This is a genomic window from Kitasatospora sp. NPDC022785, assembly GCF_055561295.1.
This window is the reverse complement of the sequence record NZ_JBVHHB010000003.1, coordinates 300,499-324,556: the sequence shown is the minus strand read 5'-3', so window position 1 is coordinate 324,556 and position 24,058 is coordinate 300,499. Positions and strand designations below refer to the sequence as shown.

Annotated in this window: 22 protein-coding genes and 1 riboswitch; of the genes, 11 read left to right on the top strand and 11 right to left on the bottom strand. The window is 72.6% G+C overall.

Annotation, left to right across the window (positions count from 1 at the left end; genetic code table 11):
* Window positions 1–52: 52 nt before the first annotated feature.
* From alc to ACZ3YO_RS07100, 5 genes are all read right to left on the bottom strand, one after another.
* The gene (gene alc, locus ACZ3YO_RS07120) at window positions 53–1,336 is read right to left on the bottom strand and encodes an allantoicase (RefSeq protein WP_465565888.1); all 1,284 of its coding nucleotides are present in this window, start codon (window positions 1,334–1,336) and stop codon (window positions 53–55) included.
* On the bottom strand, window positions 1,333–2,709 hold the full coding sequence (gene allB / locus ACZ3YO_RS07115) for an allantoinase AllB (protein WP_465565885.1): 1,377 nt from the start codon (window positions 2,707–2,709) through the stop codon (window positions 1,333–1,335). The genes alc and allB overlap by 4 nt, the downstream gene beginning before the upstream one ends.
* Before the next feature lie 129 nt (window positions 2,710–2,838).
* Entirely contained in the window at window positions 2,839–3,981 is a 1,143-nt protein-coding gene (locus ACZ3YO_RS07110; RefSeq protein WP_465565882.1) for a glycerate kinase, read from the bottom strand.
* Between the two features lie 481 nt (window positions 3,982–4,462).
* Entirely contained in the window at window positions 4,463–5,350 is an 888-nt protein-coding gene (locus tag ACZ3YO_RS07105) for a 2-hydroxy-3-oxopropionate reductase (RefSeq protein ID WP_465544850.1), read from the bottom strand.
* Window positions 5,351–5,411: 61 nt separating this feature from the next.
* Entirely contained in the window at window positions 5,412–6,257 is an 846-nt protein-coding gene (locus ACZ3YO_RS07100) for a TIM barrel protein (RefSeq protein ID WP_465565879.1), read from the bottom strand.
* A gap of 204 nt (window positions 6,258–6,461) precedes the next feature.
* Here ACZ3YO_RS07100 and ACZ3YO_RS07095 point away from each other — a divergent pair, with 204 nt between their 5' ends.
* The 7 genes from ACZ3YO_RS07095 to ACZ3YO_RS07065 all read left to right on the top strand — a co-directional run bounded on the left by ACZ3YO_RS07095 (window position 6,462) and on the right by ACZ3YO_RS07065 (window position 12,379).
* On the top strand, window positions 6,462–6,716 hold the full coding sequence (locus ACZ3YO_RS07095) for a thiamine-binding protein (protein WP_465565876.1): 255 nt from the start codon (window positions 6,462–6,464) through the stop codon (window positions 6,714–6,716).
* Window positions 6,713–7,093 carry a helix-turn-helix domain-containing protein gene (locus ACZ3YO_RS07090; RefSeq protein WP_465565873.1) on the top strand — a complete coding sequence of 127 codons (381 nt, stop codon included), beginning with the start codon at window positions 6,713–6,715 and terminating at the stop codon, window positions 7,091–7,093. The genes ACZ3YO_RS07095 and ACZ3YO_RS07090 overlap by 4 nt, the downstream gene beginning before the upstream one ends.
* A gap of 222 nt (window positions 7,094–7,315) precedes the next feature.
* Window positions 7,316–7,819 (top strand): 2-oxo-4-hydroxy-4-carboxy-5-ureidoimidazoline decarboxylase, encoded by a 504-nt coding sequence (gene uraD / locus ACZ3YO_RS07085; protein ID WP_465565871.1) that lies wholly within the window; start codon window positions 7,316–7,318, stop codon window positions 7,817–7,819.
* Between the two features lie 72 nt (window positions 7,820–7,891).
* Window positions 7,892–8,227 carry a hydroxyisourate hydrolase gene (gene uraH, locus ACZ3YO_RS07080; RefSeq protein WP_396319948.1) on the top strand — a complete coding sequence of 112 codons (336 nt, stop codon included), beginning with the start codon at window positions 7,892–7,894 and terminating at the stop codon, window positions 8,225–8,227.
* A gap of 27 nt (window positions 8,228–8,254) precedes the next feature.
* Complete coding sequence (gene pucL / locus ACZ3YO_RS07075) at window positions 8,255–9,175, top strand: factor-independent urate hydroxylase (protein ID WP_465544838.1); 921 nt, start codon at window positions 8,255–8,257, stop codon at window positions 9,173–9,175.
* Window positions 9,176–9,473: 298 nt separating this feature from the next.
* Window positions 9,474–10,937: a nucleobase:cation symporter-2 family protein gene (locus ACZ3YO_RS07070; protein WP_465565868.1), complete on the top strand. Its 1,464-nt coding sequence runs from the start codon at window positions 9,474–9,476 to the stop codon at window positions 10,935–10,937.
* 56 nt (window positions 10,938–10,993) lie between these two features.
* The gene (locus tag ACZ3YO_RS07065) at window positions 10,994–12,379 is read left to right on the top strand and encodes an 8-oxoguanine deaminase (RefSeq protein ID WP_396319945.1); all 1,386 of its coding nucleotides are present in this window, start codon (window positions 10,994–10,996) and stop codon (window positions 12,377–12,379) included.
* Between the two features lie 187 nt (window positions 12,380–12,566).
* Here ACZ3YO_RS07065 and ACZ3YO_RS07060 read toward each other — a convergent pair whose 3' ends face one another.
* Window positions 12,567–13,865, bottom strand: coding sequence for an MFS transporter (locus ACZ3YO_RS07060; RefSeq protein WP_465565864.1), 1,299 nt, complete (start codon window positions 13,863–13,865; stop codon window positions 12,567–12,569).
* Between the two features lie 55 nt (window positions 13,866–13,920).
* Between ACZ3YO_RS07060 and ACZ3YO_RS07055 the strand changes: the two genes are divergently transcribed.
* Window positions 13,921–14,937: a helix-turn-helix domain-containing protein gene (locus ACZ3YO_RS07055; protein ID WP_465565861.1), complete on the top strand. Its 1,017-nt coding sequence runs from the start codon at window positions 13,921–13,923 to the stop codon at window positions 14,935–14,937.
* 50 nt (window positions 14,938–14,987) lie between these two features.
* Here ACZ3YO_RS07055 and ACZ3YO_RS07050 read toward each other — a convergent pair whose 3' ends face one another.
* Both ACZ3YO_RS07050 and aceB read right to left on the bottom strand, forming a co-directional pair.
* Window positions 14,988–15,374 carry an allophanate hydrolase-related protein gene (locus tag ACZ3YO_RS07050; protein WP_465544830.1) on the bottom strand — a complete coding sequence of 129 codons (387 nt, stop codon included), beginning with the start codon at window positions 15,372–15,374 and terminating at the stop codon, window positions 14,988–14,990.
* Between the two features lie 143 nt (window positions 15,375–15,517).
* The gene (aceB, locus tag ACZ3YO_RS07045) at window positions 15,518–17,170 is read right to left on the bottom strand and encodes a malate synthase A (RefSeq protein WP_465565858.1); all 1,653 of its coding nucleotides are present in this window, start codon (window positions 17,168–17,170) and stop codon (window positions 15,518–15,520) included.
* A 200-nt stretch (window positions 17,171–17,370) separates the two neighbouring features.
* Between aceB and ACZ3YO_RS07040 the strand changes: the two genes are divergently transcribed.
* Both ACZ3YO_RS07040 and ACZ3YO_RS07035 read left to right on the top strand, forming a co-directional pair.
* Window positions 17,371–18,168: an IclR family transcriptional regulator gene (locus ACZ3YO_RS07040; protein ID WP_396319940.1), complete on the top strand. Its 798-nt coding sequence runs from the start codon at window positions 17,371–17,373 to the stop codon at window positions 18,166–18,168.
* 244 nt (window positions 18,169–18,412) lie between these two features.
* On the top strand, window positions 18,413–18,937 hold the full coding sequence (locus ACZ3YO_RS07035) for a hypothetical protein (protein ID WP_465565855.1): 525 nt from the start codon (window positions 18,413–18,415) through the stop codon (window positions 18,935–18,937).
* Between the two features lie 42 nt (window positions 18,938–18,979).
* Here the strand turns inward: ACZ3YO_RS07035 and ACZ3YO_RS07030 are convergent, their stop codons facing one another.
* Window positions 18,980–20,236, bottom strand: a complete 1,257-nt coding sequence (locus tag ACZ3YO_RS07030) for a glycoside hydrolase family 16 protein (protein ID WP_465565853.1) — start codon at window positions 20,234–20,236, stop codon at window positions 18,980–18,982.
* A gap of 2 nt (window positions 20,237–20,238) precedes the next feature.
* A riboswitch (cyclic di-AMP (ydaO/yuaA leader) is annotated at window positions 20,239–20,364 on the bottom strand.
* A 213-nt stretch (window positions 20,365–20,577) separates the two neighbouring features.
* Window positions 20,578–21,957 (bottom strand): esterase/lipase family protein, encoded by a 1,380-nt coding sequence (locus ACZ3YO_RS07025; RefSeq protein ID WP_465565850.1) that lies wholly within the window; start codon window positions 21,955–21,957, stop codon window positions 20,578–20,580.
* Window positions 21,958–22,215: 258 nt separating this feature from the next.
* Between ACZ3YO_RS07025 and ACZ3YO_RS07020 the strand changes: the two genes are divergently transcribed.
* On the top strand, window positions 22,216–22,545 hold the full coding sequence (locus ACZ3YO_RS07020) for a MoaF-related domain-containing protein (RefSeq protein WP_465544820.1): 330 nt from the start codon (window positions 22,216–22,218) through the stop codon (window positions 22,543–22,545).
* Window positions 22,546–22,675: 130 nt separating this feature from the next.
* On the opposite strand, the gene ACZ3YO_RS07015 is transcribed toward ACZ3YO_RS07020, so the two are convergent.
* A complete protein-coding gene (locus ACZ3YO_RS07015) occupies window positions 22,676–23,818 on the bottom strand; it encodes an alpha/beta hydrolase (protein WP_465565846.1) in 1,143 nt (380 codons plus the stop codon).
* Between the last annotated feature and the right edge of the window lie 240 nt (window positions 23,819–24,058).

Genomic DNA, 24,058 nt, shown 5'->3' with positions numbered 1-24,058 from the left:
ACCTCAGGTGACGAATGCTCGGATCCGGGGTGCCGCTCCGGCCCCGGACTGCTCAGATGCCGAGCAGGCGCCAGACGGCGGAGCGACGGCGGGAGGAGTGCTCGCCGTCCGGGCCGTCGGTCGGCCGGAGCGCGGCGACGGCGGCGGCGGCCGCGCTCCGGTCCGCCAGCGGGCGGGCGGCGGCCAGGTCGGCGGCCTCGTCGGCGCTCAGGCCGGCGTCGGTGAGCGCCGCGGAGGCCTCGGCGGCCGGGACGGCGTTGAACCAGCGCAGCGCGAGGGCGGCGCGGCCGGCCTCGGTGAGCCGGCCGGTGAGGCGCAGCCGGGCGAGGCCGCCGTCCGGGTGGACGTTGATCCGGACGTGCGTCACCGGGCGGCCCACGTCGAGCCGGAAGCGGTGCCGGGTGTCGGGCTGGAGGCGGGTGCGGGGCAGGATCTCGAACCAGCCGTCAGCGTCGTTCGAAGGTTCCGCGGCCTCGGACGGGTTTCCGCCGGCCGAGGCGTCGTAGCCGGCCAGGTCGGCCCAGCCGGGGGCGTTGGCGACGAAGTGGGTGGTGTCCACCTCGGCTGCCAGGACCTCGCCGCCCCCGGCCAGGGCGATCTGCACCCAGTCGTTGGCCTTGTCGCGCCGACGCCGGGTCTCCCAGCCCTCGCCCATGACGGAGGCGCGACCGGGAGCGTTCAGGTTGTGCGGGGAGGAGAAGTAGCGGTCGGACGCCGCCTCGGCCACGCCGCCGTACTCCTGGGCGGCCAGGTCGAAGGTGAGGCCGTCCAGTTCGCGCGGGTCGGGCAGGACCTCGCCGTGCACGCGGAGCCGGGCGACGCCGCCGTCCGGGAAGATGTTGAGGCGTACGTGGGTGAAGCGGGTGGCGTTGTCGACGGCGAACTCGTGCGCGGTGTCGCCCTGGAGCGGGGTGCGCGGCAGGAGCTCGATCCACTCGGCGCCGGCCAGCTCCTCCGGCGACGGGTGCCCGGGGACGGCCGCGGCCTCGACCGAGGCGCTCTCCGGGTAGTTGCCGGTGAAGTGGGCGGTGTCGACGACCAGCCCGCGGACGACGCCGCCGACGCCGAGCCGCACGATCGTCCAGTCGTGGTCGTCGTCGGTGGGGTGCGGCTGGTCGGCGCTGACGCCGCGGCGGCGCTTGGACTCCCAGCCGTCCATGATCTGGCCCTTGTGGCCGAAGGTGTGCGCACGGAACTCGGCGGGCTTGGCGACCAGCAGGTTCTCCGCGTCGGCGAAGGTGTCCTCGTTGGTGGCGACGACGCCGGCACCGAGCAGCCGGGAGGCCAGGTTGACCAGCTCGGTGAACGGAGCGCTCGGGGTGTTGGCAGTGCTCACGGAGACTCCTCGTGGCGGATGACCGGGCGGGTGATCTGGCGGCCGAACGGCTCGGCCGTGACGTCGACGACCCGGCCGCGGAGCCAGGTGGCGCGCACGGCGCCGGTCAGCGTCCGGCCCGCGTACGGGGTGACGGGGTTGCGGTGGTGGAGTTCGGCGGCGTGCACCGCGAAGTCGGCGTCCGGGTCGAAGGCGACCAGGTCGGCGTCGTGGCCGACCGCGATGGCGCCCTTGGTGCCGGTCAGCCCGACCAGGCTCGCCGGCCCGCCGGCCATCCAGCGGACGACGTCGACGAGCGTGTGGCCGCGGCGGCGGGCCTCGGTCCAGATCGCCGGCAGGCCGAGCTGCAGGGAGGCGATGCCGCCCCAGGCCGCGGCGAAGTCCCCGCTGCCGCCGAACTCGGGCAGCAGCTTGAGGTCCGGGGTGGACGGCGAGTGGTCGGAGACGATCGCGATGAACTCGCCGTCGGCCAGGGCCGCCCAGAGCGCGTCGCGGTTGGACTCGTCCCGGATCGGGGGGCAGCACTTGAAGGCGGTGTCGCCGTCCGGGATCTCCTCGGCCGCGAGGGTGAGGTAGTGCGGACAGGTCTCGGCGGTCACCTGCACGCCGTCCTCGCGGGCCTGGCGCAGCAGCGGCAGCACGGCGGCGGAGGAGACGTGCAGGATGTGGACGCGGGCGCCGGTGCGGCGGGCCGTGTCCAGCAGCCGGGCGACGGCGGTGGTCTCCGCGTCGTCGGGGCGCGAGGCGAGGAAGTCCCGGTAGTGGACGCCGGGCTGCTGCGGGGCGGCGGCGAGGACCGCCGGGTCCTCGGCGTGGATGATCGCCAGCGCGCCGATCCGGGCCTGCTCGGCCAGCGCGGCCTCCAGGTCGGCCTGCTCGACGTGCGGGAACTCGTCGACGCCGGACGGCGCGAGGAAGCTCTTGAAACCGAACACACCGGCGCGGTGCAGCGGTTCGAGGTCGGGGACGTTGCCGGGGACGGCGCCGCCCCAGAAGCCGAGGTCGATCCAGGCCTGGCCGTCGGCGATCTTCCGCTTGGCCTCCAGGCCCTCCACCGTGGTGGTGGGCGGGATGGAGTTGAGCGGCATGTCGATGACGGTGGTGACGCCGCCGGCCGCGGCGGCCCGGGTGGCGGTGGCGAAGCCCTCCCACTCGGTCCGGCCGGGCTCGTTGACGTGCACGTGGGTGTCGACCAGGCCTGGGAGCAGGGCGGTGTCGCCGAGGTCGGTCAGATGCTGGTCGCCGGCCAGGAGGGACCCGTGCGCGGCGATCTGCTCGATCCGCCCGTCCCGGATCAGCACGTCCGCGGGACGCTCGCCGTCCGGCAGGACCACCCGGCGGGAACGGATCACCACGGTGTCGCTGAAGGGCATGGGGGACCTCCGAAAACCTTAGGGGGTGGTCTGATGAAGGAAGGGGGCTTCGTCGAAGGATTGCCGGGAGCCTAGGGCCGCCTTCAACAAAACGTCAATGGAGGAACGCACGAGGGGCGGGCGGCTCGTTCATCCGCCCAGGAGCGCGGCCGCGAGCCGCTCCCCCGCGACCTCGGCCAGTTCCGCAGCCTTGGTCATGCTGTCCCCGGGCTGTTCGGCCAGGTCGGTGAGGGCGTAGGCGGCGGCGAACCCGGCCGCCCGCCACTCGCTCTCCGACAGTTCCAGCCGCCCTGCCACAGCGGCCACCCGAACCCCCGCCCGGGCGGCCGCCGCGGCAACTCCGGCGGGTGCCTTGCCATGGAGCGTCTGTGCGTCCAGGCAGCCCTCACCGGTCACGACGAGGCGTGCCCCACGCACGGCCTCGTCGAAACCCAGCAGTTCGAGCATGAGCTCGATGCCGGGTCGCATGGTGGCGCCGAGCAGGGCGAGGGCGGCGAAGCCCACCCCGCCCGCCGCCCCGGCGCCGGGGGCGTCACGGAAGTCCCGTCCGACGGCCTCGCCGACCACGTCGGCGAAGCGGGTCAGGCCTTCCTCGAGGACCACCAGGTCGTCGCCGTCGGCGCCCTTCTGCGGGCCGTACACGGCGGTCGCGCCGCGCGGGCCGAGCAGCGGGTTGTCCACGTCGCAGGCCACCACGACCTCGACCCCGGTCAGCGAGTCCGCCAGCGGGCCGACGTCGAGCCGGGCCAGCCTGCGCAGCGCGGCCCCGCCCGGCGGCAGCTCGGTGCCGTCGGCGTCCAGCAGCGAGACGCCGAGCGCCTGGACCATGCCCGCGCCGCCGTCGGTGCAGGCGCTGCCGCCGAGACCGAGCACGATCCGCTTGGCGCCCAACGAGACCGCCCGGCCGATCAGCTGGCCGACCCCGTAGGAACCGGCCGCGAGCGGGGCGGTCCGGCCGCCGGGGAGCCGGGCCAGCCCGGAGGACTGCGCCAGCTCGACCACGGCGGTGTCGCCCCTGACGGCGAGCGCGGCGTCCACCGGCAGGCCGGTGGGGCCGGCCACCTTGGCCGGGATCCGGGTGAATCCGGCCGCCAGCGCGGCGGCCAGGGTGCCCTCACCGCCGTCGGCGACGGGCAGTTCACGGATGTCGGTGCCGGGCGCGGCCCGTCGGATGCCGGCGGCGATCCGGGCGGCGACCTCGGCACCCTCAAGGGTGCCCTTGAACTTGTCGGGAGCTACGACCACATGGCCCTGGGTGGGGGTGGCGGGCATGGCGTGGGCCTCACTTCCGGACGGGTCTGGCGATGGTTCAAGCATGTGCCCCGGGGTCCGCCGAGGGACCCCCGTGGACCGCTGTGCCCCGGGTGGGTGGGTGCGGCCCCCTCCCCGCCGTTCCCCTCGTCCCGCTTCCGACGTACGAGAGGCTCCCCTCGGCGAGGGAGGGGGCCGGGCGACGCACAACAGGCACGACCGAAGTGCCCCCGACAGGGAGTGTGCGTCGCCGGTCTGGACGATCGGCAGGAGGCGGATGAGCCCCAGCCCACCTGCCGATCGGGCCTGGCCTCCTGGTGACGCGGGCACGACCGGTTAGGTACACGCCACCAGGAGGAGTCTCCGGGGCCGGGGCGGGTGTCACCGCCCCGGCGTGGTGGCCGGGGTCTCACCACCCCGGCCACCGGGGTGTCCGCGCCGCGCGGCCCGAAGGGGCGGCGGCGGGCTCGGGTCCCCCGGCCTGAGGCCGGGGGAGGACGGGCTACTTGACCTCGCGGCCCGACAGTCGCTCGACGCCGCGCAGCAGCGCCGAGTGGTCGAGGGAGCCGTCGCCGTTGGCCCGGGCCGAGGCGACCAGCTGGGCGACGACCGCGCCGACCGGCAGGGCGGCGCCGACGGCACGGGCGGCGTCGGTGACGATGCCCATGTCCTTGTGGTGCAGGTCGATGCGGAAGCCGGGGGCGAACTCGCGGCCCAGCATGTTCGCCTTCTTGCGGTTGAGCACGGTCGAGCCGGCCAGGCCGCCGCCGAGCACGTCCAGCGCCGCGGCGAGGTCGACGCCGGCGTTCTCCAGGAAGACCACGGCCTCGGCCAGTACCTGGATGTTGACGGCGACGATCAGCTGGTTGGCGGCCTTGACGGTCTGGCCGGCACCGGCCGGGCCGACGTGGACGACCGTGGTGCCCAGCACGTCGAACAGCGGCTTCGCCTCGGCGAAGTCCTCGGCGGCGCCACCGACCATGATCGACAGCACGGCCTCGATGGCACCGGCCTCGCCACCGGAGACCGGGGCGTCCAGGGTGCGGACGCCCTTCTCCTTGGCGGCGGCCTCGACCTTGATCGAGGTCTGCGGGGTGATGCTCGACATGTCGATCACGAGGGTGCCCGGCTTCACGTTCTCCAGCACACCGCCCTCGCCCAGGATGGCCTGCTCGACGTGCGGGTCGGCCGGGACCATGGTGATGACGACCTCGGCGTCCTTCACCGCGTCCGCGATGCTGGTCGCACCGTGGCCGCCGGCCGCGACCAGGGCGTCGATCTGCGGCTGGGTGAGGTTGAAGCCGGTGACGTGGTGACCGGCCTTGACGAGGTTGGCGGCCATCGGGCTGCCCATGATGCCGAGGCCGATGAAGGCGATCTTGCGGCTCATCGCGTCGTTCCTTTGTACGTGGTGGGGTGGGGGTGCCGAAGGGCCTACCGAGCGGCGCGCGTCACCTGGACGGACGCAGCTCGCGCGGGAGCCACTCGAAGCTGTCGGCGCTGACGCCGGTGGAGGGGCGGTACTCCAGGCCGATCCGGCCGGTGTAGCCGGCGGCGGTGAGACGGGAGAAGAGGTCCTCGAAGTCCAGCTCGCCGGTGCCGGGCTCGTTGCGGCCCGGGTTGTCGGCGATCTGCACGTGGCCGAAGCGGTCGGCGTAGGCGTCGATGACGGCCGCCAGGTCCTCGCCGTTCTTGGCCAGGTGGTACAGGTCGCAGAGGAACTTCGCGTTGCCGAGGCCGGTCGCGGCGTTCACCTTGTCGACGACCTCGACGGCGGCGGCGGCGGAGACCAGCGGGTAGTCCGGGGACTCCGGCTTGTTGAGCGCCTCGACCAGCAGGATCGCGCCGACCTCGTGGGCGGCCCTGGCCGCGAGAACGAGGTGCTCCAGCGCGAGGGCGTCCTGCTCGGCCGGGTCCACGCCCTCGACCCGGTTGCCGTAGAGGGCGTTGAGCGCCTTGGTGCCGAGCGAGGCGGCGAGCTCGGCGGTGACCGGGACGTTGGCCCGGAAGCGCTCCTGCTCGGACGGTACGGAGACGGTACCGCGGGCGCCCTTGGTCAGGTCGTCCAGGAAGTTGAGGCCGGTGAGCTGCACGCCGGCGTCGGTGAAGGCCTTGCGGAGCGCGTCCTGCTCGGCCTGCGACGGGGCGTGCTCCTCACCGAACGGCCACCACAGCTCGGCGGCGGTGAAGCCGGCGGCGGCGGCAGCGGCCGGGCGCTCCAGGAGCGGCAGCTCGCTGAACAGGATCGACAGGTTGACCGTGAAGCTGTGCTGGGCGGCGGCCGTCACGTCAATCACCTCTCACTCTCTTCCGTCATCCGCAACTTCCACGATCCGGAAGAGGGATTCTGCTTGGTGGAAGCATGTCCGCACCGCTGAGCGGGTGTCAAGACTGTCGCAACAATTTGTTGAAGCCGACCGAAACCACTCCGCCCCAGGCCCGGCCGCTGTTCGATCGACCAGCCCCCAACCTCGCCCGCACCCGCTCGCTAGAGTGAGCAGGTGCGATTGATGGTGGAGTTCACGACAGAACCGTTCGAACTGGACACGTTCCCGGAGCACGCCGTGGCGGCCCGGAAGGTGGTCGACGACGCCGGCCTGGCCGTCTCGGTCGGCCCGTTCGGCACCGGCGCGGAAGGCGGGGCCGAGGAGGTCCTGGCCGCCGTGACCAAGCTGCTCCGGGAGACCCTGGACGCGGGTGCGACCCGGATCTCCGTCCAGGTCAGCGTCCTCGGCGAGGAGGGCGGTACGCCATGACCGATCACCTGGAACACCCGCTCTCCGCGGCGATAAAGCCGCTGCTGGCCGCCGTCGGCGCGACGCCCGTCCCGCTGGACGAGGCCAAGGCCGAGGACGTCGTCCTGGAGTGGGAGGGCACCCCGGCACTGGCAGTCCGACTGCCGCACCTGAGCAGTGCGCTGGACCGGCTGCTGGCCGAGATGACCCGCCAGTTCGACGGCCGCCCACTGTCCGAGCTGGACCGCTGGGAGAAGCAGCGCGTGGTCGCCCTGCTGGAGGAGCGAGGCGCCTTCACCGTCCGCCACGGAGTGGAGACGGTCGCCACGGCGCTGGGCGTGAGCCGCTTCACCGTGTACAACTACCTCAACCGCCAGGACGGCTCGAAGTCCGGCTGAGCACGGCCGGGCACGCCCTGACGGGTGTGCCCGGGTGAGCCCTGCCGGCCCGGCCAGTCTTCACCAGCCCCCGGCGGGGCACACTTGTCTCATCGCACACGAAACGGCCCGGTAACCGGGGCCGGTTCAAAACGTAACCACCAACCGTTCAACAAAGTGTTGACGGCCCGGATGGGTGGATCTAGCTTGTGCGGGTGGCACCACTCTTCAGGAGGTCCACTCGTGACCAACCACCCCCACGCCCTTGACGCCCTGGCGGCGGCCGACGCCGCCGAGCTGAGGACGATCCTGCTGGAGGTCTGCTCCAGCCCCCGTTGGGCCGACGCCGTCGCGGCGGCCCGCCCGTGGTCCGACCGCGAGGCCCTGCTCGACGCCAACGCGTCGGCCATGGCCACGCTCACGGCCGCGGACCTGCACGACGCGATGGCCGGCCACGCCCGGATCGGCAAGCCGAAGTCGGGCGACGCCACCTCCGAGCGCGAGCAGGCCGGCATCCGGGGAGTGGACACCGCACTCCTCGACGAACTGCACGACGCCAACGCGGCCTACGAGGCCAAGTTCGGCCACGTGTTCCTGATCTGCGCGACCGGGCGCACCGCGGACACCATGCTCGCCGCCCTGCGCGAGCGGTTCCCCAACGACGCCGCCACCGAGGCGGAGATCGTCCGGGGCGAGCTGCGCAAGATCAACGACATTCGCATCAACCGCCTGCTCGACGAGGCCTGACGTCACTTCTGACGTAACGTCAGTCTCTTCCGACGTAAAGTCACATCTGCCATCAGTAAGGTCACTTCACCCATGACTGGCATCTCCACCCACGTGCTCGACACCAGCCTCGGCCGCCCGGCCGAGGGTGTCCCGGTCGAGCTCGCACTGCACACCGAGGGTGGCTGGAAGGTGCTCGGCACCTCCGCCACGGACTCCGACGGCCGGGCGAAGGACCTGCCGGCCGTGGAGGCGGGCTCGGTCGTCCGGCTGCTCTTCGACACCGCCGCGTACTACGCCGGCCGGTCGGACGGGACGCCGTTCTTCCCCGAGGTCTCGATCGTCTTCACGGTCGCGCCCGCGCAGCACCACTACCACGTGCCGCTGCTGCTCAACCCGTTCGGATACTCGGTCTACCGCGGAAGCTAGACCGCTTGATTGATTGGGAGCCAAGTCATGGCCCACGTGCTCGGTCAGAACCAGTACGGCAAGGCGGAGAACCGCATCGTCCGGATCTACCGTGACTCGACCCGTCACGAGATCAAGGACCTGAACGTCTCGGTCTCCCTCCAGGGCGAGTTCGAGGACGTCCACCTCACCGGGTCGAACGCCAACTGCCTGCCCACCGACACGACGAAGAACACCGTGTACGCCTTCGCCAAGGAGTACGGGATCGAGTCGGCGGAGCAGTTCGGCATCATCCTGGCGCGGCACTTCGTGGACGACACCGAGCGCGGTGTGGTGCACAGCGCCCGGATCCGGATCGAGGAGTACGTCTGGGACCGGATCAAGACGCCGGACAACTCGGCCCGCTTCATCGGCTCCGAGGAGGTCGGCCACTCCTTCGTCCGCAACGGGCAGGAGACCCGCACCACCGAGATCGTCTACGACGGCGAGACCGTCCAGGTCATCTCGGGCCTCAAGGACCTCATCGTGATGAACTCCACCAACTCGGAGTTCTGGGGCTACATCAAGGACAAGTACACCACCCTCCAGGAGGCGTACGACCGCATCCTCGCCACCCAGGTGACGGCGCGGTGGAAGTACGGCTTCAGCGGCCGTGACGGCGAGGCCCAGCCCAACTGGAACCGCTCCTACACCCACGTGCGGCGGCACCTGCTGGAGGCCTTCGCCGAGACCTACTCGTACTCGCTGCAGCAGACCCTGCACGCGATGGGGACCCGGGTCCTGAACAACCGCGCCGAGGTGGACGAGGTCCGCCTGGAGCTCCCCAACAAGCACCACTTCCTCGTCGACCTGGAGCCGTTCGGCCTCAAGAACGACAACGAGGTGTACTACGCCGCCGACCGGATGTACGGCCTGATCGAGGGCACCGTGCACCGCGAGGGCGTGGTACCCGTCATCCCGGTCGCCTGACCTCTCCACCCCCATGCCCCCGCCCGGCACGGTTGCACCCTCCGGCCCCCCGCGGCCGGCCGATGCCGGACGGACGGAAACACCCGCAGTACCGGCACCACCCGCTGTACCCGCACCACCTGTTTCTCCATCCCCCACCCACCGGAGATCGTGCCCGCCTCACGGCGGCCGGCCCCGGGTGCTGGAGAGGCCGGCCGAGGGACCCTTGCACCGCCGTCCCGCCCTCGGCCGAGGCAGTACCAGCCAGTCTCCAGCGCCACGGGCGCGTCGCGAGCCACGGGCACAAGAGGGGCTCGACATGGCACCCAGTAACACCGGCAACACCGACGGCGGTTCCACCCCTGCAAGACCTTCTGGTCCGGACGGTGCGTCAAGCAGCCTCCCCGGCAAGCCGTCCGGACCGGAAACCCACCCCGTGGACGAGTTGCTGCCACCGGTGAAGCTCGTCTCCACCGGCCTGCAGCACGTCGCCGCGATGTACGCGGGAGTCGTCGCTCCCCCGCTCATCGTCGGCGCCGGCGTGGGGCTCTCCCCCACCGAGCTCGCCCTGCTCATATCGGCCAGCCTGTTCACCGCCGGACTGGCCACCCTGCTCCAGACCCTCGGCATCTGGAAGATCGGAGCGCGGCTGCCGTTCGTGAACGGCGTCTCGTTCGCGGGCGTCGCGCCCATGATCGCCATCGCCGAGGAGCACGGGCCGAAGGACGCCCTCCCGGTGATCTTCGGAGCGGTGATCGTCGCGGGGATCCTGTGCTTCCTCGCGGCACCGTACTTCTGCAAACTGATCAGGTTCTTCCCACCGGTCGTCCAGGGCACCGTGATCACCCTCATCGGGGTGTCCCTGCTCCCGGTGGCGGTGAACTGGGCGCGCGGCGGCTCGCCGGGCGCCCCCGGATACGGCTCCATGCGGGCCATCGGTCTCGCCGCGATCACCCTCGTCGCGGTGGTGCTCTGCAACCGGCTGCTGCGCGGCTTCTGGCAGCAGCTCTCCCTGCTCCTCGGACTGGCGATCGGCACCCTGCTCGCCTTCCCGCTGGGCCTGGCCGACTTCGGCGCGGTCCAGGACGCGAAGATCTTCGCGCTCCCCTCCCCGTTCCACTTCGGCGCCCCCGCCTTCGACGCGGCCGCGATCGTCTCGCTCTGCATCGTCATGGTGGTCTCGATGACCGAGTCCACCGCCGACATGCTGGCGCTCGGCAAGATCGTCGACCGCGAGGCCGACGAGCCCGTGCTCGCCGCCGGCCTGCGGGCCGACGGACTGGCCACCGCGCTCAGCCCGGTCTTCAACGGGTTCGCCGCCAGCGCCTTCGCCCAGAACATCGGACTGGTGGCGCTGACGAAGATCCGCAGCCGTTTCGTGGTCGCGGCCGGCGGAGGCATCCTGATCCTGCTCGGGCTCTTCCCGGTGCTCGGGTCGGTCGTCTCCCTCGTACCGCAGCCGGTCCTCGGCGGCGCCGGGATCGTGCTCTTCGGCACGGTCGCGGCAAGCGGCATCCGCACCCTCGCGGAGGCGGGAATGGAGTCCAGCTCCAACACCATCCTGGTGTCGGTCTCGCTCGGCGTCGGCATCATCCCGATCGCCGTCCCGGCCTTCTACGACGCGTTCCCCGAAGCCGTCCGCACCCTGATGCACTCCGGGATCTCGGCCGGCTGCGTGATGGCCGTCCTGCTCAACCTGCTCTTCCACCACGTCGGAGTCGCCCGCCGGTCGCCGGCCGACGGGACATCCGGCACGACGGTGCCGACGGCGACACCGTCCTGACCCACCGGGCGGGCATGCGCCCCATGCCCGCCCGGCCTCCCCCATAGGAGTTCCCCATGGCAGTCCAGCCTCCGCCCGCCGACCAGCGGATCGTGATCGAGAACGTCGCGATCGCGACGGTCGACGCCAACGACACCGAGTACGCCCGCGGCCACGTGGTCATCCTCGGCAACAAGATCGAGTCGGTCGGCGACGGCCCCGCCCCGCAGTGGCTGGACAACGTGGTACGCCGGATCAACGGCGAGGGCCACCTCGTCACCCCCGGCCTCGTCAACACCCACCACCACTTCTACCAGTGGATCACCCGCGGCCTCGCCCAGGACAACATCCTCTTCGACTGGCTGGTCGCGCTCTACCCGACCTGGGCCCGCATCGACGACAAGCTCGTCCACGCCGCCGCCCAGGGCTCGGCCGCCGCACTACTCAAGTCCGGCTGCACTACCGCCTCCGACCACCACTACGTGTTCCCGAAGGACGGCGGCGACATCCTCGGCGCCGAGATCGAGGCCGTCCAGGAGCTCGGCATGCGCTTCACCGCGCTGCGCGGCTCCATGGACCGCAGCAAGAAGGACGGCGGCCTGCCGCCGGACCACGCGGTCGAGAACACCGAGGAGATCCTGATCGCCTCCGAGGCGGCCGTCGACACCTACCACGACGCCTCCTTCGACTCGATGCTGCAGATCGCCATCGCGCCCTGCTCGCCCTTCTCGGTCTCCACCGAACTGATGCGCGAGGCCGCCCTGCTGGCCCGCCGCAAGGGCGTCCGGCTGCACACCCACGGCTCCGAGACCGCCGAGGAAGAGGCGTTCTGCAAGGAGCTGTTCGGCATGGGCCCGACCGACTACTTCGAGTCGGTGGGCTGGCTCGGCGAGGACGTCTGGATGGCGCACTGCGTCCACATGAACGACTCCGACATCGCCAAGTTCGCCGAAACCGGCACCGGTGTCGCCCACTGCCCCTCCTCCAACGCCCGCCTCGCCGCCGGCATCGCCCGCGTCCCGGACATGCTCAAGGCCGGCGTCCCGGTCGGCCTCGGCGTGGACGGCACCGCCTCCAACGAGTCCGGCGAGCTCGGCACCGAGCTGCGCAACGCCCTGCTGATCAACCGCCTGCACGGCTACCCGACCGCGCTCACCGGCCGGCAGGCCCTGCGCCTGGGCACCATGGGCGGCGCCCGGGTGCTCGGCCGGCAGAACGAGATCGGCTCGATCGAGGTCGGCAAGCTCGCGGACCTCGCGCTCTGGAAGATCGACGGGATCATGCACTCCTCGATCGCCGACCCGATCGCCGCCCTCACCCTCGGCGCGCTGCCGCCGCTGGCCACCCTCTTCGTCAACGGCAACGCCGTGGTCGAGAAGGGCTTGCTGACCACGGTGAACGAGGACCGGATCGCCCAGGCCTGCGCCCGCGCCGCCAAGGAGCTGGCCGCCCGCCCCGTCTGACCCCCGTTCGCTGTACCCCTGAACTCCGGGCCGCCCAGGGACGGTGCGTCACCCGGACTCCGTGCGCCGTCGCTCAGGACGGCCCACGGAACACAGCCCCGGACCCACGGCGAGGGTCCGGGGCTGTGGCGTGCCCGCGCACACCGGCCGGCCCGCTCCCACCCCCGTGGGGCGCGGGCCGACCGGCCTACCCGGCGCGCTCCGCCCCACGGGCGGCGTCGGGGGCGGCGTCGGGGGCGGCGTCGGGGGCGGCGTGACGGGCGGCCGCGCGGGCGGCCGCCGGCATGGCCAGACCGGCCAGCGCGAACAGCCCCGCCAGCACCGCCCAGCCGGCACCCCCGTGGTCGACGACCGTCAGGGTGATCACCAGCGGGCCGATCACGTGCGCGGCCGCCTGACCGCTCATGAACACCCCCTGGTACTCGCCGTGCGCCTGCGGATCGGCCAGGTCCAGACTGAGCGTCCAACCGCCGGCCGAGGTCAGCAGCTCGCCGAGGCTGTGCACCAGCGCCCCCGCCAGGACCACCCCGGCCGCCAGGGCCGCCGGACCGGACTGCGCCGCCGCGTACACCAGACAGGCCCCCGCCAGCAGCAGCGCACCCCGCGCACAGGCCCGCCCGGCCGAGACGACCTCGGTGACCCCGCGGCTCGCCCGGACCTGGAACACCACCACCAGCAGGCAGTTGACCACGTTCACCGCCGAGACCACCGCCGCCGGCGCGTCCGTGGCGAGCACGATCCAGAGCGGCAGGCCCACGCTGAGCACCGCGAGCTGCAGCTCCAGCACCGCGTGCAGCCCGGTGACCAGCAGGTACCGGCCGTCCCGCAGCGCCGTGCGCCGCTTCGCCGGCCCGCCCTCGGCACCCGCCGGGCGGGCCGCCCCGTCCGGGACGGGCAGGCCGACCAGCAGCGCCGCCGCGCCCAGGAAGCTCACGGCGTCCAGCGCCAGCACGGCCACGTAGCCGGCGTACGCATCGGCCTGCAGGGCGAGCGCCGCGCCACCGGACCCCACGACGAGACCCGCGTTCATCACCGAGCGCAGCAGCGCCCGGGCGCGGACCTGGCTCTCGGCGGGCAGCGCCCGGGCGATCAGGGCGCTGCGCACCGCCACCGCGCCGCGCTCCAGCACCGTTGCCGCACAGGCCAGTGCCACGAAGGCGGCGAAGGAGTGCACGAACGCGTAGCCGAGCACCGCCGCGGCCTCCAGCGGCCCGACCACCATCAGCAGCCGCTTGCTGCCGACCCGGTCGGCCAGCCGCCCCATCGGCACGCCGGCGAGCACGCCGCAGATGCCGGCCGCGGTGAGCCCGAGCGCGACCCGGCCGGGCGTCAGACCGATGGAACGGGTGAAGAACAGGACGCTCACCGTGATGAAGAGTCCGTTGCCGACGGTGTTCACCAGGCTCATCAGGACGAGCCGGCGCAGGAGCGGATCGTCCGGCAGAAGGCGGCCGGAAGCAGCGGGGCGCACCGCGGTGGAGGTCATGGCAGAAGCACAGCGGGCTTCCCGGGCGGGCGGAATTCTTTTACCGTTACGGTCAATGTTCGAGTTCCGCTTCGGCGTTGACGACCTCGCCGCCACCTGGTTCGCCTATTCGCCACTCCAGGAGGCGGTGCTGAGCCTTCGTGCCCGCCGGTCCGCCGCCCGCTATCCGGAGCAGCAGCCGTGGATCGCCGGCTGGCGCTCCCGGTACGAGAGGCTGGACACCGCGCTGCTGGAGTCGCTGATCGCGCCGGTCGGCTTCGTGCCGGACTTCCTCACCCCCCGTCCGGCGGCCCCCCGCCCGGACTTCCACGCCGAACTCGCGCGGCTGGCGGCCACACCGCCGGAGGTCGTGCGCTCCGACGTGCTCGCCGCGTACGGGGGCGACGGGAGCCCACTGCCGCCCGTACTGGCCGGGCTCATCGACGACCCGGCGGCGCTCACCGCACGGGTGGCCGAGGTGCTGGAGGCGTACTGGACGCGCTGCCTCGCCCCGGCCTGGTGGCCGAGGGCGCGGTCGGTGCTGGAGGCGGACATCGCCTACCGGGGCCGGATGCTCTCGGAGCGCGGCGCGGAGGGGCTCTTCGCCGATCTCGACGTCCGGCTCTCCTGGCGTGCCGGGGTGCTGCGGCTCACCGATCCCCATCCGGCCGTGCAGGCCGTGGGCGCCTCGGTGGACGTCGCCGGGCGGGGGCTGGTGCTGATCCCGACGCTGTCCGGGCTCGGTGCGCAGACCGACATCAGCCAGGTGGGGCCGCCGCTGATCGCGTACCCCGCGCGCGGCAAGGCCACGATGGCCGAGGGCCTGGACGCGGGTCTCCGTGGGGACCGGGCCGGGCCGGGCGGGCCGCTGGCCGGGCTGATCGGTTCGCCGCGGGCCAGGCTGCTCGCCCTGTTGGAGACCCCCGCCAGCACCACCGAACTCGCCCACCGACTGGGCGTCACCCCGGGCGCGGTCAGCCGCCATCTCGGCGCGCTCGCCGCCGCCGGCCTCCTCGACCGCACCCGGCACGGCCGCAGTGTCCTCTACCGCCGCAGCCGTCTCGGCGACGCCCTGCTCGGGCGGGAGTCCTGACCAGGGGTGCTCGGCGGTTCAGGCCGTAGGGCCAAGAGGTGCTCCGCGGCTCAGGCCGTACGGCCCAGGGTGGCGAGGTAGGCGCGCCAGCCGCCGTGGTGGGTGATCTCGCGGTGGACGCCGCGGTCGGCCTCGCCGCGGGCCAGCAGCATGGAGAGGCAGGCGGAGCCGTCGGCCAGCTCGATGACGCCGAGTTCCAGCTCGCGCGGCTCACCGGGGAGGATGACGTCGCGGAGGTGTTCGAGGGTGATGTCGTACAGCTCGCCCTCGATCGCGGTGCCGGCGGCGGGGTCCGGGTGCAGGCCGGGGCAGACGTCTCCGATGGAGAAGAAGCGGTAGCCGGGCGCGGTGCGGACCGGGCCGATCAGGGCGTCGGCGACGGACGCGTGGAACGGGCCGCCGACCATGGCCTGGCCGTTGAAGAAGATGCGGGGCATGGGGGTTCCTCGGGCGAAGGGGCCGTTCCGTACGGCGACGAGAGGACAGGTGGATTCGTCGCCGTACGGAACGGAGCAATGGGGCGGGAGGAGTGCTACAGCCTGGCAGGCGGCAGCCTCCTCCGCACTGGATAGATTGGGGCTCAGCCCAGCAGGGGAAGCGCGGGGAGGGTCAGGAAGTCCGCGAACTCCTCGGCCAGGGCGACCTGTTCGAAGAGCTTGGCGGCCTCGCGCCAGCGCCCACCGGCGTAGGCGTCCTCGCCCAGCTCGGCCCGGAGCCCGGCGAGCTCCTCGGCCACCAGGCGGCGCACGAGGTCGGCGGTGGCCTTCTCGCCGGTGTCGGAGAGCACGACGCCGTTGTTGATCCACTGCCAGATCTGCGAGCGGGAGATCTCGGCGGTGGCGGCGTCCTCCATCATGTTGAAGATGCCGACGGCCCCGAGGCCGCGCAGCCAGGCCTCGATGTAGCGGACGCCGACCTGGACGGCGTTGTGCAGGCCCGCATGGGTGCAGGTCCCGCCGGCGCCGGCGATGTCGAGCAGTTGGGCGGCGGTGACGGGCTCGGCCGGGCCGGGGTTGTCCTTCTGGTTCGGGCGGTCGCCGAGGACGGCGTCGAAGGAGGCGCGGGCGACGGGCACGAGGTCCGGGTGAGCGACCCAGGAACCGTCGAATCCGTTGGCGGCCTCGCGGTCCTTGTCGGCCTTGACCTTCTCCAGGGCCGCGGCGTTGACCGCCGGGTCCTTGCGGCTGGGGATGAACGCGGCCATGCCGCCGATCGCGTGGGCGCCGCGGCGGTGGCAGGTCTGCACCAGCAGCCGGGTGTAGGCGGCCATGAACGGGGACGCCATGGTGACGGTGTTGCGGTCGGGCAGGATGTAGTGCTCGCCGGCGTCGCGGAAGTTCTTGACGATCGAGAACAGGTAGTCCCAGCGGCCGGCGTTGAGCCCGGCGGCGTGCTCGCGCAGCTCGTGGAGGATCTCCTCCATCTCGAAAGCGGCCGTGATGGTCTCGATCAGCACGGTGGCCCGGATGGTGCCGTGCGGGATGCCCAGGGCGGCCTGGGCGTGGGTGAAGACGTCGTTCCAGAGCCTGGCCTCGAGGTGGCTCTCGGTCTTCGGCAGGTAGAAGTACGGGCCGGAGTTCGGGTCCTCGGGGCCGCGGGCGATCAGCCGGGCCGCGTTGTGGAAGAAGTAGAGCCCGAAGTCGAAGAAGGCGCCGGCCACCGGGACGCCGTCGACCAGCAGGTGGTTCTCGTCCAGGTGCCAGCCGCGCGGGCGGACCACGACGGTGGCGAGTTCGGCGGCGGGCTTGAGGGTGTAGGCCTTGCCGGCCGAGGACGTGAAGTCGATCCGGCCCTCGAAGGCGTCGATCAGGTTGATCTGGCCGCTGACCACGTTGTCCCAGGTCGGGGCGGTGGCGTCTTCGAAGTCGGCGAGCCAGACGCGGGCACCGGAGTTCAGGGCGTTGATGACCATCTTGCGGTCGGTGGGGCCGGTGATCTCGACCCGGCGGTCCTGGAGCGCGCGCGGGGCCTCGGCCACCGTCCAGTCGCCTTCGCGCACGGCGGCCGTCTCGGGGAGGAAGTCCAGGGTGCCGGCGCGGGCGATCTCTGCGCGGCGGGTCTTGCGGCGGGCCAGGAGCTCCTGTCGGCGGTCCTCGAAGGCGCGGTGAAGCCCGACGACGAAGGCGACCGCCTCCGGAGTGAGCACCTCCTCCGCCCGATGGACGCGCGGACCGGCGACAGTGACGACCGGAGCGGCGGGGGAGGCGCCGGCGGGTCCCTGATCTGTAGCCATGAGCAGGACACTCCTAAGACGGTTGAGCATGGCGAAGGGAGCTCCGGTGGGAACTTCCTTGATCTGAACCGATCTGAACCCGACTACCGGCGGGTTCGATTCTGTAAGGTGGAGACTAGTTTCCGCGATACAGAATTTCAACGGTTTGTTGAGGTGATCGCAGGGACTCTACTCCTCCCCCGACATCGAAGGGAACGCCGGTGGTTGCGACCCCCGACACGGCATCGACGACGGGCACGGACCGCGCGAGCGGCGGTGTGCAGTCCGTCGAGCGCGCCTTCCAGCTGCTGGAGGCGCTGGCCGACTCCGGCGGCGTGGCGACGCTCAGCGAGCTCTCCACCACCTCCGGGCTTCCGATGCCCACCATCCACCGACTGGTTCGTACCCTCGTCCAGCAGGGCTATGTACGCCAGGACACCGCGCGTCGCTACACCCTCGGCCCGCGGCTGATCCGGCTCGGCGAGACGGCCGGCCGGCTGCTCGGCAGCTGGGCCCGCCCCTACCTGGCCGAGCTGATGGAGGCCACCGGCGAGACGGCCAACCTGGCCGTACTGGAGGGTGGCGAGGTGGTCTACGTCGGGCAGGTGCAGTCGCGGCGCTCGATGCGAATGTTCACCGAGGTCGGCCGCCGCGTGCAGCCGCACTGCACCGGGGTCGGCAAGGCCCTGCTGGCCCAGCTGCCCGAGGCCGAGGCACGCGCCGTCCTGGGCCCCAACCCGCTGCCCGCCCACACCGAGTTCACGGTGACCGACCCGCAGGAGCTGCTGGACCAACTGGCCGAGGCACGCGAGCGCGGCTACGTGGTGGACGACCAGGAGCAGGAGATCGGGGTGCGCTGCATCGCCCTCGCGGTGCCTGGCGCGCCGACCCCGACGGCGCTCTCGGTCTCCGGCCCGGAGGCCCGGATCCGGGCACTGGAGGAGCAGGCCGGCGCGGCCTCCCTGGTGCCGGTGATGCACCACATCGCGGCCCGGCTGGGGCAGGTCCTGGCCCCCTGACGCGGCATCACCGGGGTTTTCGCGCACAGGAGGTCGGCCCGGGACGACTTCCTGTGGACGTGTTCGCCCGTTCGAGCGGCCCGAGGGCGGGTTGCCCCGGCGGCGGGGGGCCGGTCGGTCACGCTGGGTGCGGACGCGCCCCGCGACGATGCGGGGCGCCGGAACGCAGAGGGCAGGGTGAGCGGCGATGTCGCGCAGTGGGTCCGTACGGGGTTATTTCGGCAGGTCACTGACGGTGGGGTCCGTGCTGGTGGCGCTGGCCGCCGGGCCGGCGTGGGCGTGTCCGGGCGCCGACCCGGAGCCCGGGGGCGATCCGGCGGCGGAGGTCGCCGCACCCGCGGCGCCCGCGGCACCCGCCGCGCCCGTGACGTCCGACTCGGACCTGGAGGTGGTCCGGATCGACCCGGACGCCGCCACGCCGGGAGGCACCACCACGGTGCACGCCTTCATCGCCAACACCGGACCGGACCGGACGGCCTCCCCCTTCACCCTGGTGATCACCCTGCCGGAGGGGGTGACGGCCGAGGGGCCGTTCTTCCCGGAGAACTGCTACGACTTCCAGAACGGCCACCGGGTGCGCTGCACCTTCCCGGCCGGGCTGGGCGCGTTCCGGAGCGCGACGGCGCTGGTCCCGGTCCGGCTCGCCACCACCGTCCCCGTCGGCGACCTGAGCGGCGGCTACGTCGCGGTGCGTAGTGACGACGACCGGAACGACGCCAACAACCGGCAGCCGTTCACGATCCACGTCGTGGAGACCGCCCGCTCCTGACGGGACGGGCGGTCTCCGACGGGCCTCTCGGCCGGGCAAGGCCTAGCGGTACACCCGGACGTAGTCCGCGGCGAAGGTGATCGGAGCCGTGCCCTGGGGCGCGGGGTGGTACTGCCCCGCGCTCAGGGACAGGTTGAGGATCAGGTACGCGGACCAGTCGGCGCCGACGCCCTTGCCGTCCGAGAACACCTTGGTGCCGTTGACGTACCAGTCGACCGAGTTGGCGCCGTAGTAGGTGCCGATGGTGACCCAGCCGTCCTTCGCGATCGCCTTGGCGTCCGTGTAGTACAGGTGGCCCGGGTTGACGTGGTTGGTCAGCTCCAGCAGGTTCGGGTTGTCGGGGTGGTACTCGAAGGAGTCGATCTCCCCGTGGGTGCCGCTGGTGCCGTTCCAGGTCCAGAGCGCCGGCCAGGCGCCGGTGCCGGCCGGGAGCTTGACCCGGGTCTCGGCGTAGTCGCCGGTCTTCACCTTGAAGGCCTCGTTGGAGTACTCGGTGGTGAGCAGGCCGGTGTCCCAGGCCTGCTTGCCGTTCTCCAGCGTGTGCGCGCCCGGCTTGGCGGTGAAGGTGGCGACGCCGCCGGAGACGCTGACGTTGTTCTTGTTCAGCCAGTCGAGCTTGTTGTCGTTCGGGTTGTGGTCCCCGTAGTGGTACGAGCTGCTCTTGTCTGCGGTCCAGCGGGAGCCCAGGCCGAGGCTGTTGAAGTCGTCGGACCAGGTGAGCTTCTTGCCGGCCACGGGCGCGCCGGTGGCCGGGGTGCCGGTGGCGCTCGGCGAGGGGGTCGCCGACGGGGTCGGCGCCGGGGCGGCGGTGGGCGTCGGCGCGGGGGTGGCGGTGGCGTTGGAGACCACCAGCTGCTGGGAGGCCAGGTTGTGCCAGGCGCCGCCGTTGTCCTGCCAGAAGCCGAACTGGGTGTAGGTGCCGGCCGGCAGGGTGCGCGAGCCGGTGGTGATCGACAGCCCGCTCGGGCAGATCTGCTTGTTGGAGACGTTGCCGGGGAAGTCGAGGTTGTGGCCGGCCGCGTCGCGCACGCCGACGCCGACCGTCTTGGCGGTGAAGCAGGCCGACGAGTGGACGGTCAGCGAGGCGGTGGAGGCCTTGCCCGCGACCATGGTGGCCGGGCCGAGCTTGTCCTGGGTGACGGTCGGCGCCGTGGCCGCCTGGGCCCCGGTCACCGCCGGCACGCCGAGCAGTCCGGCGCCACTGATGGCGAGCGCTCCGGTGACGGCGAAGGCGGCGTTGCGGCCGCGGCGGGAGGGGCGAGCATGGCGCGGCGCGGCGCGCCGGGCAGGCTTCTGCATGGCGGTGTCCTCTGTGACGCCTGCGAGGTGAGCTGTCGGGTTCGGGCTGAGGTCGCCCGGCCGCCCTTGGAGCGGCTTCACCCCTAGCCGCGGCCCGCGCGCACGGAGCGCACGGGCCGGGCACTGACCTGGGTCCCCCGCTCCCGTCCGCTGTGGTGCTCGGTTGCCGGCCGGCGGGTGGACAGGACTCGGCGTCCCGACGGCGGAGGTCCGCGAAGCGGACGTCCCGTGCAGGCTAGGCAGGCCGTCCGGGAGGCGACAACCCGACGGGGGGCGTTGTCGCGCAGCTCACAGTGGAGTCGATCAACGACGGTGCGGAGTGGATCAGTTGGCTTGGCCGGTCAGCCGAGCCAGCTGTCCACCTGGCTCATCGCGTCCGGGGACCAGGCCAGCTCCAGGTGGTTGAGCCCGGTGAGCAGCCGGGTGCCGCCGAGGGTACCGATCCCGGTGGCGTCCAGGGCGCTGCGGGTGAGGACGATGCCGTCGCTCGGCCCGCGGTTCTCGTTGAGCACGCCCGGGATGTCGGCCGAGCCGCCGGCCAGCAGGTAGGTGCGGACCGCCGCCGGGACGCCCGCCTGCTGGAGCGGCCCGATCAGCGAGCCGGCGTCGATGGCCGCCTGGATGCCCTGGCCGGAGGTGTAGTAACCCTGGCCGCCGTAGTAGGTCGTCCACCAGTCCTGGGCTGAGCCGTCCACCCCGTAGGTGGCGTCCCAGCGGGCGAGCAGCTGGCGCTGGCCCGGGTAGCAGTCGTACCCGCCGCTGGGCAGCACCCCGAGGCAGGGCTGGGCGGTGGAGGTGCCGTAGCAGGTCATGTACAGGTGCGGAGACGGCGCGTTGGCGGTGCCGCCACAGGCCGGCCAGGTGGCCAGCGAGAACGCCCAGCCGTGCGCGTACACGTAGTCCAGGCCGCCGTTCGGCCCGCCGAGGGTGACCAGGCGGCGGACGTCGCCCGCGTACGCCCGGCCCCAGGACGGACGCACCGAGGACACGTACGCGCGGGCCGCGACCTCGCCCTTGCTCCACGCGACCACGTCCACCCGGGGCACCCCGAGCCGGGCGCGGATCAGGGCGATCGCGTCGCCGACGGCCTGTGCCTGGAGCAGGTTGTCGCCCTGCTTGTGGGCGAACCCGATCGCGAAGACGCGGTGGCCGGTGCCGGCGAGGTACTGGGCGAGCCCGGTGGAGGGGCAGGCGGACGCGCCGCAGGTGCCGCTCTCGCCCGGGTCGGCCCAGGCGCGGTCCGCGTTGTCGTTGGCGCCGTGGACGAGCAGGACGGGGGTGGCGCGACTGCTGGTGTCCCAGCCGGCGGCGGAGTAGAGCAGGAAGCGCCCGGAGTAGGGCTGGCGGACACCGCCGAAGTAGGTGAGGCGGGCGCCGTCCTGGTCACCGCGCCCGCCGGGCGGGTACTGCTCGGTGCGGAAGCCGGTATTGGTGTCCAGGTAGCGCTCGACCTTGGCCCAGCCGTTGCCGGGGGCGGGGAAGCCGGCCTCCAGGGTGAGGGATGCGATGGCGGGGGCGGCGGTGGCCGCCGATGCGGGTGGGGGCGCACCGAGGAGGAGGGCGGCGAGGGTGAGGACGGCGGTGAGGACGGCGGTGAGGACGGCGGACGGACGGCGGGCGGTGGGGCGCGGGGTGGCGGGGCGCGGGGTGGCGGGCGGTCGTCTGTCGGACGGGCGTCTGTCGGACGGGCGTCCGGTGGTGAGGCGCGAGGCGGCGGGCATCGGCGGCTCCCTGGTCGGGCCGGTGGGCCGTAGGGCGGGCTGGGGCAGGCCCACGTCCCGGTGGGCCGGAGCTGCACGGTACGGCCGGGCCGCCGGGCCGCCCATGTGCCGGTGTCACACCCGGCGGGCGGGCGGCGTGGCGGCCTGTGCCGTGGCGGGAGTGGCCGCAAGGCCGCCGCCGAGGTCACCCGTCGGATAGGTTGGAGCTCCACCCGCGGTGCCGTACCGCCCAGACGAGAGACGAGGACCCGTCCCGCCATGACCGCGCCCCTGCCCGCCTTCGCCGGCCGCACCTACCTCTTCCAGGTCGACAACGGCGCGGCCTTCCGCAACGCCTACTCGGCCGACGGCAAGCGGCTGCGCTGGGAGGGCCTCGGCGAGTCGGCCGGCCAGTGGGAGGACGTGGCGCTGCACGTCGCCGAGGTGGGCCCGGAGCTGTACTTCGTCAGCTGGACCGAGCAGAGCGGCATCACCGTCAGCCACGTGATGGACCTCGGAAAGCTGACGGTGCGTGCGTTCTGGACGTACGAGGGCGAGGGCGGCCGGGTCGGCGAGCTGCACACGGGCACGCTGGAGCCGGTGGCCTGAGCCGGTGCGCTGAGCAGGTGGGTCGGGCCGATGCTCTGCGCCGGTGCTCTGAGCCGGTGCTCTGAGCCGGTGCTCTGAGCCGGTGCTCTGAGCCGGTAGACCTGCCGGACCGGCCGGACCGGCCGCCCCGTCAGACCGGCTGGCCCGGCACCTGGAGGTGCTGCGAGAGCCACTCCAGCGAGGACGGCAGCAGCTTGCTCCACGTCTCGAAGTTGTGGCCGCCGGTGTGCAGCATGCTGTACGAGACCTTCATCGGGCTCTGCACCGCGGCCACGAACGCCTCGGTCTCGCGCCGGTAGTTGCCGTCGCCCTCCTTGGTCCCGGCCAGCAGCACGGACACCTTGGGCTGCGGCAGGTTCTTGAGACGCCACATCAGGTCGGCCTCGTTGCGCCTCCGCTCACTGCCCTTGAAGAGGTCGGGGACGGTCGGGTCGTCGGCGGCCTGGTAGTAGCCGGAGAGCGAGACGGCGGTCGGGAAGACCTCCGGGTGCCGCATGGCGAGCTTGAGCGCGCAGTAGCCGCCGGTCGAGTTGCCCATGAAGCCCCACGCCCGCGGGTCGGCGGAGACCCGGTAGCTCGCCTGGAGCGCCGACGGGACGTCCTTGGTGAAGTACGTCTCCGACTGGGCGCCGCCCGGGATGTCCTCGCACTCGGTGTCCAGCGGCAGCGCGGGCGAGGGACGCACCAGCACCATCACGGTCGGCTGCATCCTCCCCTCCTGGAGCAGCTTGAGCGCCGCGCCCGGGTAGTTCAGCCGGGTCACCAGGTTCTTGGCGATGCCGGGGAAGCCGGTGCTGACGATCACCACCGGGAACTGCCGCTGCGCGTACTCCGGTTGGAAGTACTGCGGAGGCAGGTAGACGTATCCCTCGGTGGAGAGCCGGGTGGTGGCCCCGTCGATCCGCACCTCGCGGATCTCGCCGGACTGCTTGGGCTCGCGACCGAGCGCACCGCCGCCCTGGACGGAGGCGTGGCCGATGGTCTCCACCGTGAGCCGGCCGGAGGCGTCCGCCTTGTTCTGGATGACCACCGGGCCGGAGTCGCCGGTGCCGAGCAGGTCGTCCCAGCTGCTGTAGAAGGCGAAGTAGTTGTTGGCCACCAGGCCGAGTGCGGCGAGCACCGTGAGCTGGGTGGCGAGCAGCGCGCCGATCCGGCCGAACACCGCCTGCCAGGTCTGCTTCGCCAGCCTCGGCCACAGCCAGACCGTGCCGGCCATCATCACGACCGCGATCAAGACGGTCAGCGCCAGCACCTTGTGGCTCGTCAGACCCATGTCCTACTTGCTCCCACGCCTCGTACGTCCCCTGCCCCGACCACCGGCGGCCAGTTGCCAGGACACTCGGGACGGCCGCCCCGGTTCCCCCGTCCGCAGCGGGGGCCGTCGCCGAGGCTCGGTCAACAACCCTAGCGGTCCACGGAGGCCTTCCGAACCCGCCGACCAGCGGGGATCCGCGGGTGGGACGGGGTCCGGAAGTATGACGTGGGGGCGTGCGGTGGTGCGCTGCGGGGGTGC

What these genes read in the sequence shown, in the direction of transcription:
- allB (WP_465565885.1), bottom strand. Translation starts at nt 2,709, where the DNA reads ATGCCCTTCAGCGACACCGTGGTGATCCGTTCCCGCCGGGTGGTCCTG.
- ACZ3YO_RS07110 (WP_465565882.1), bottom strand. Translation starts at nt 3,981, where the DNA reads ATGCCCGCCACCCCCACCCAGGGCCATGTGGTCGTAGCTCCCGACAAG.
- ACZ3YO_RS07105 (WP_465544850.1), bottom strand. Translation starts at nt 5,350, where the DNA reads ATGAGCCGCAAGATCGCCTTCATCGGCCTCGGCATCATGGGCAGCCCG.
- ACZ3YO_RS07090 (WP_465565873.1), top strand. Translation starts at nt 6,713, where the DNA reads ATGACCGATCACCTGGAACACCCGCTCTCCGCGGCGATAAAGCCGCTG.
- uraH (WP_396319948.1), top strand. Translation starts at nt 7,892, where the DNA reads ATGACTGGCATCTCCACCCACGTGCTCGACACCAGCCTCGGCCGCCCG.
- pucL (WP_465544838.1), top strand. Translation starts at nt 8,255, where the DNA reads ATGGCCCACGTGCTCGGTCAGAACCAGTACGGCAAGGCGGAGAACCGC.
- ACZ3YO_RS07070 (WP_465565868.1), top strand. Translation starts at nt 9,474, where the DNA reads ATGGCACCCAGTAACACCGGCAACACCGACGGCGGTTCCACCCCTGCA.
- ACZ3YO_RS07065 (WP_396319945.1), top strand. Translation starts at nt 10,994, where the DNA reads ATGGCAGTCCAGCCTCCGCCCGCCGACCAGCGGATCGTGATCGAGAAC.
- ACZ3YO_RS07060 (WP_465565864.1), bottom strand. Translation starts at nt 13,865, where the DNA reads ATGACCTCCACCGCGGTGCGCCCCGCTGCTTCCGGCCGCCTTCTGCCG.
- ACZ3YO_RS07055 (WP_465565861.1), top strand. Translation starts at nt 13,921, where the DNA reads ATGTTCGAGTTCCGCTTCGGCGTTGACGACCTCGCCGCCACCTGGTTC.
- ACZ3YO_RS07050 (WP_465544830.1), bottom strand. Translation starts at nt 15,374, where the DNA reads ATGCCCCGCATCTTCTTCAACGGCCAGGCCATGGTCGGCGGCCCGTTC.
- aceB (WP_465565858.1), bottom strand. Translation starts at nt 17,170, where the DNA reads ATGGCTACAGATCAGGGACCCGCCGGCGCCTCCCCCGCCGCTCCGGTC.
- ACZ3YO_RS07030 (WP_465565853.1), bottom strand. Translation starts at nt 20,236, where the DNA reads ATGCAGAAGCCTGCCCGGCGCGCCGCGCCGCGCCATGCTCGCCCCTCC.
- ACZ3YO_RS07025 (WP_465565850.1), bottom strand. Translation starts at nt 21,957, where the DNA reads ATGCCCGCCGCCTCGCGCCTCACCACCGGACGCCCGTCCGACAGACGC.
- ACZ3YO_RS07020 (WP_465544820.1), top strand. Translation starts at nt 22,216, where the DNA reads ATGACCGCGCCCCTGCCCGCCTTCGCCGGCCGCACCTACCTCTTCCAG.
- ACZ3YO_RS07015 (WP_465565846.1), bottom strand. Translation starts at nt 23,818, where the DNA reads ATGGGTCTGACGAGCCACAAGGTGCTGGCGCTGACCGTCTTGATCGCG.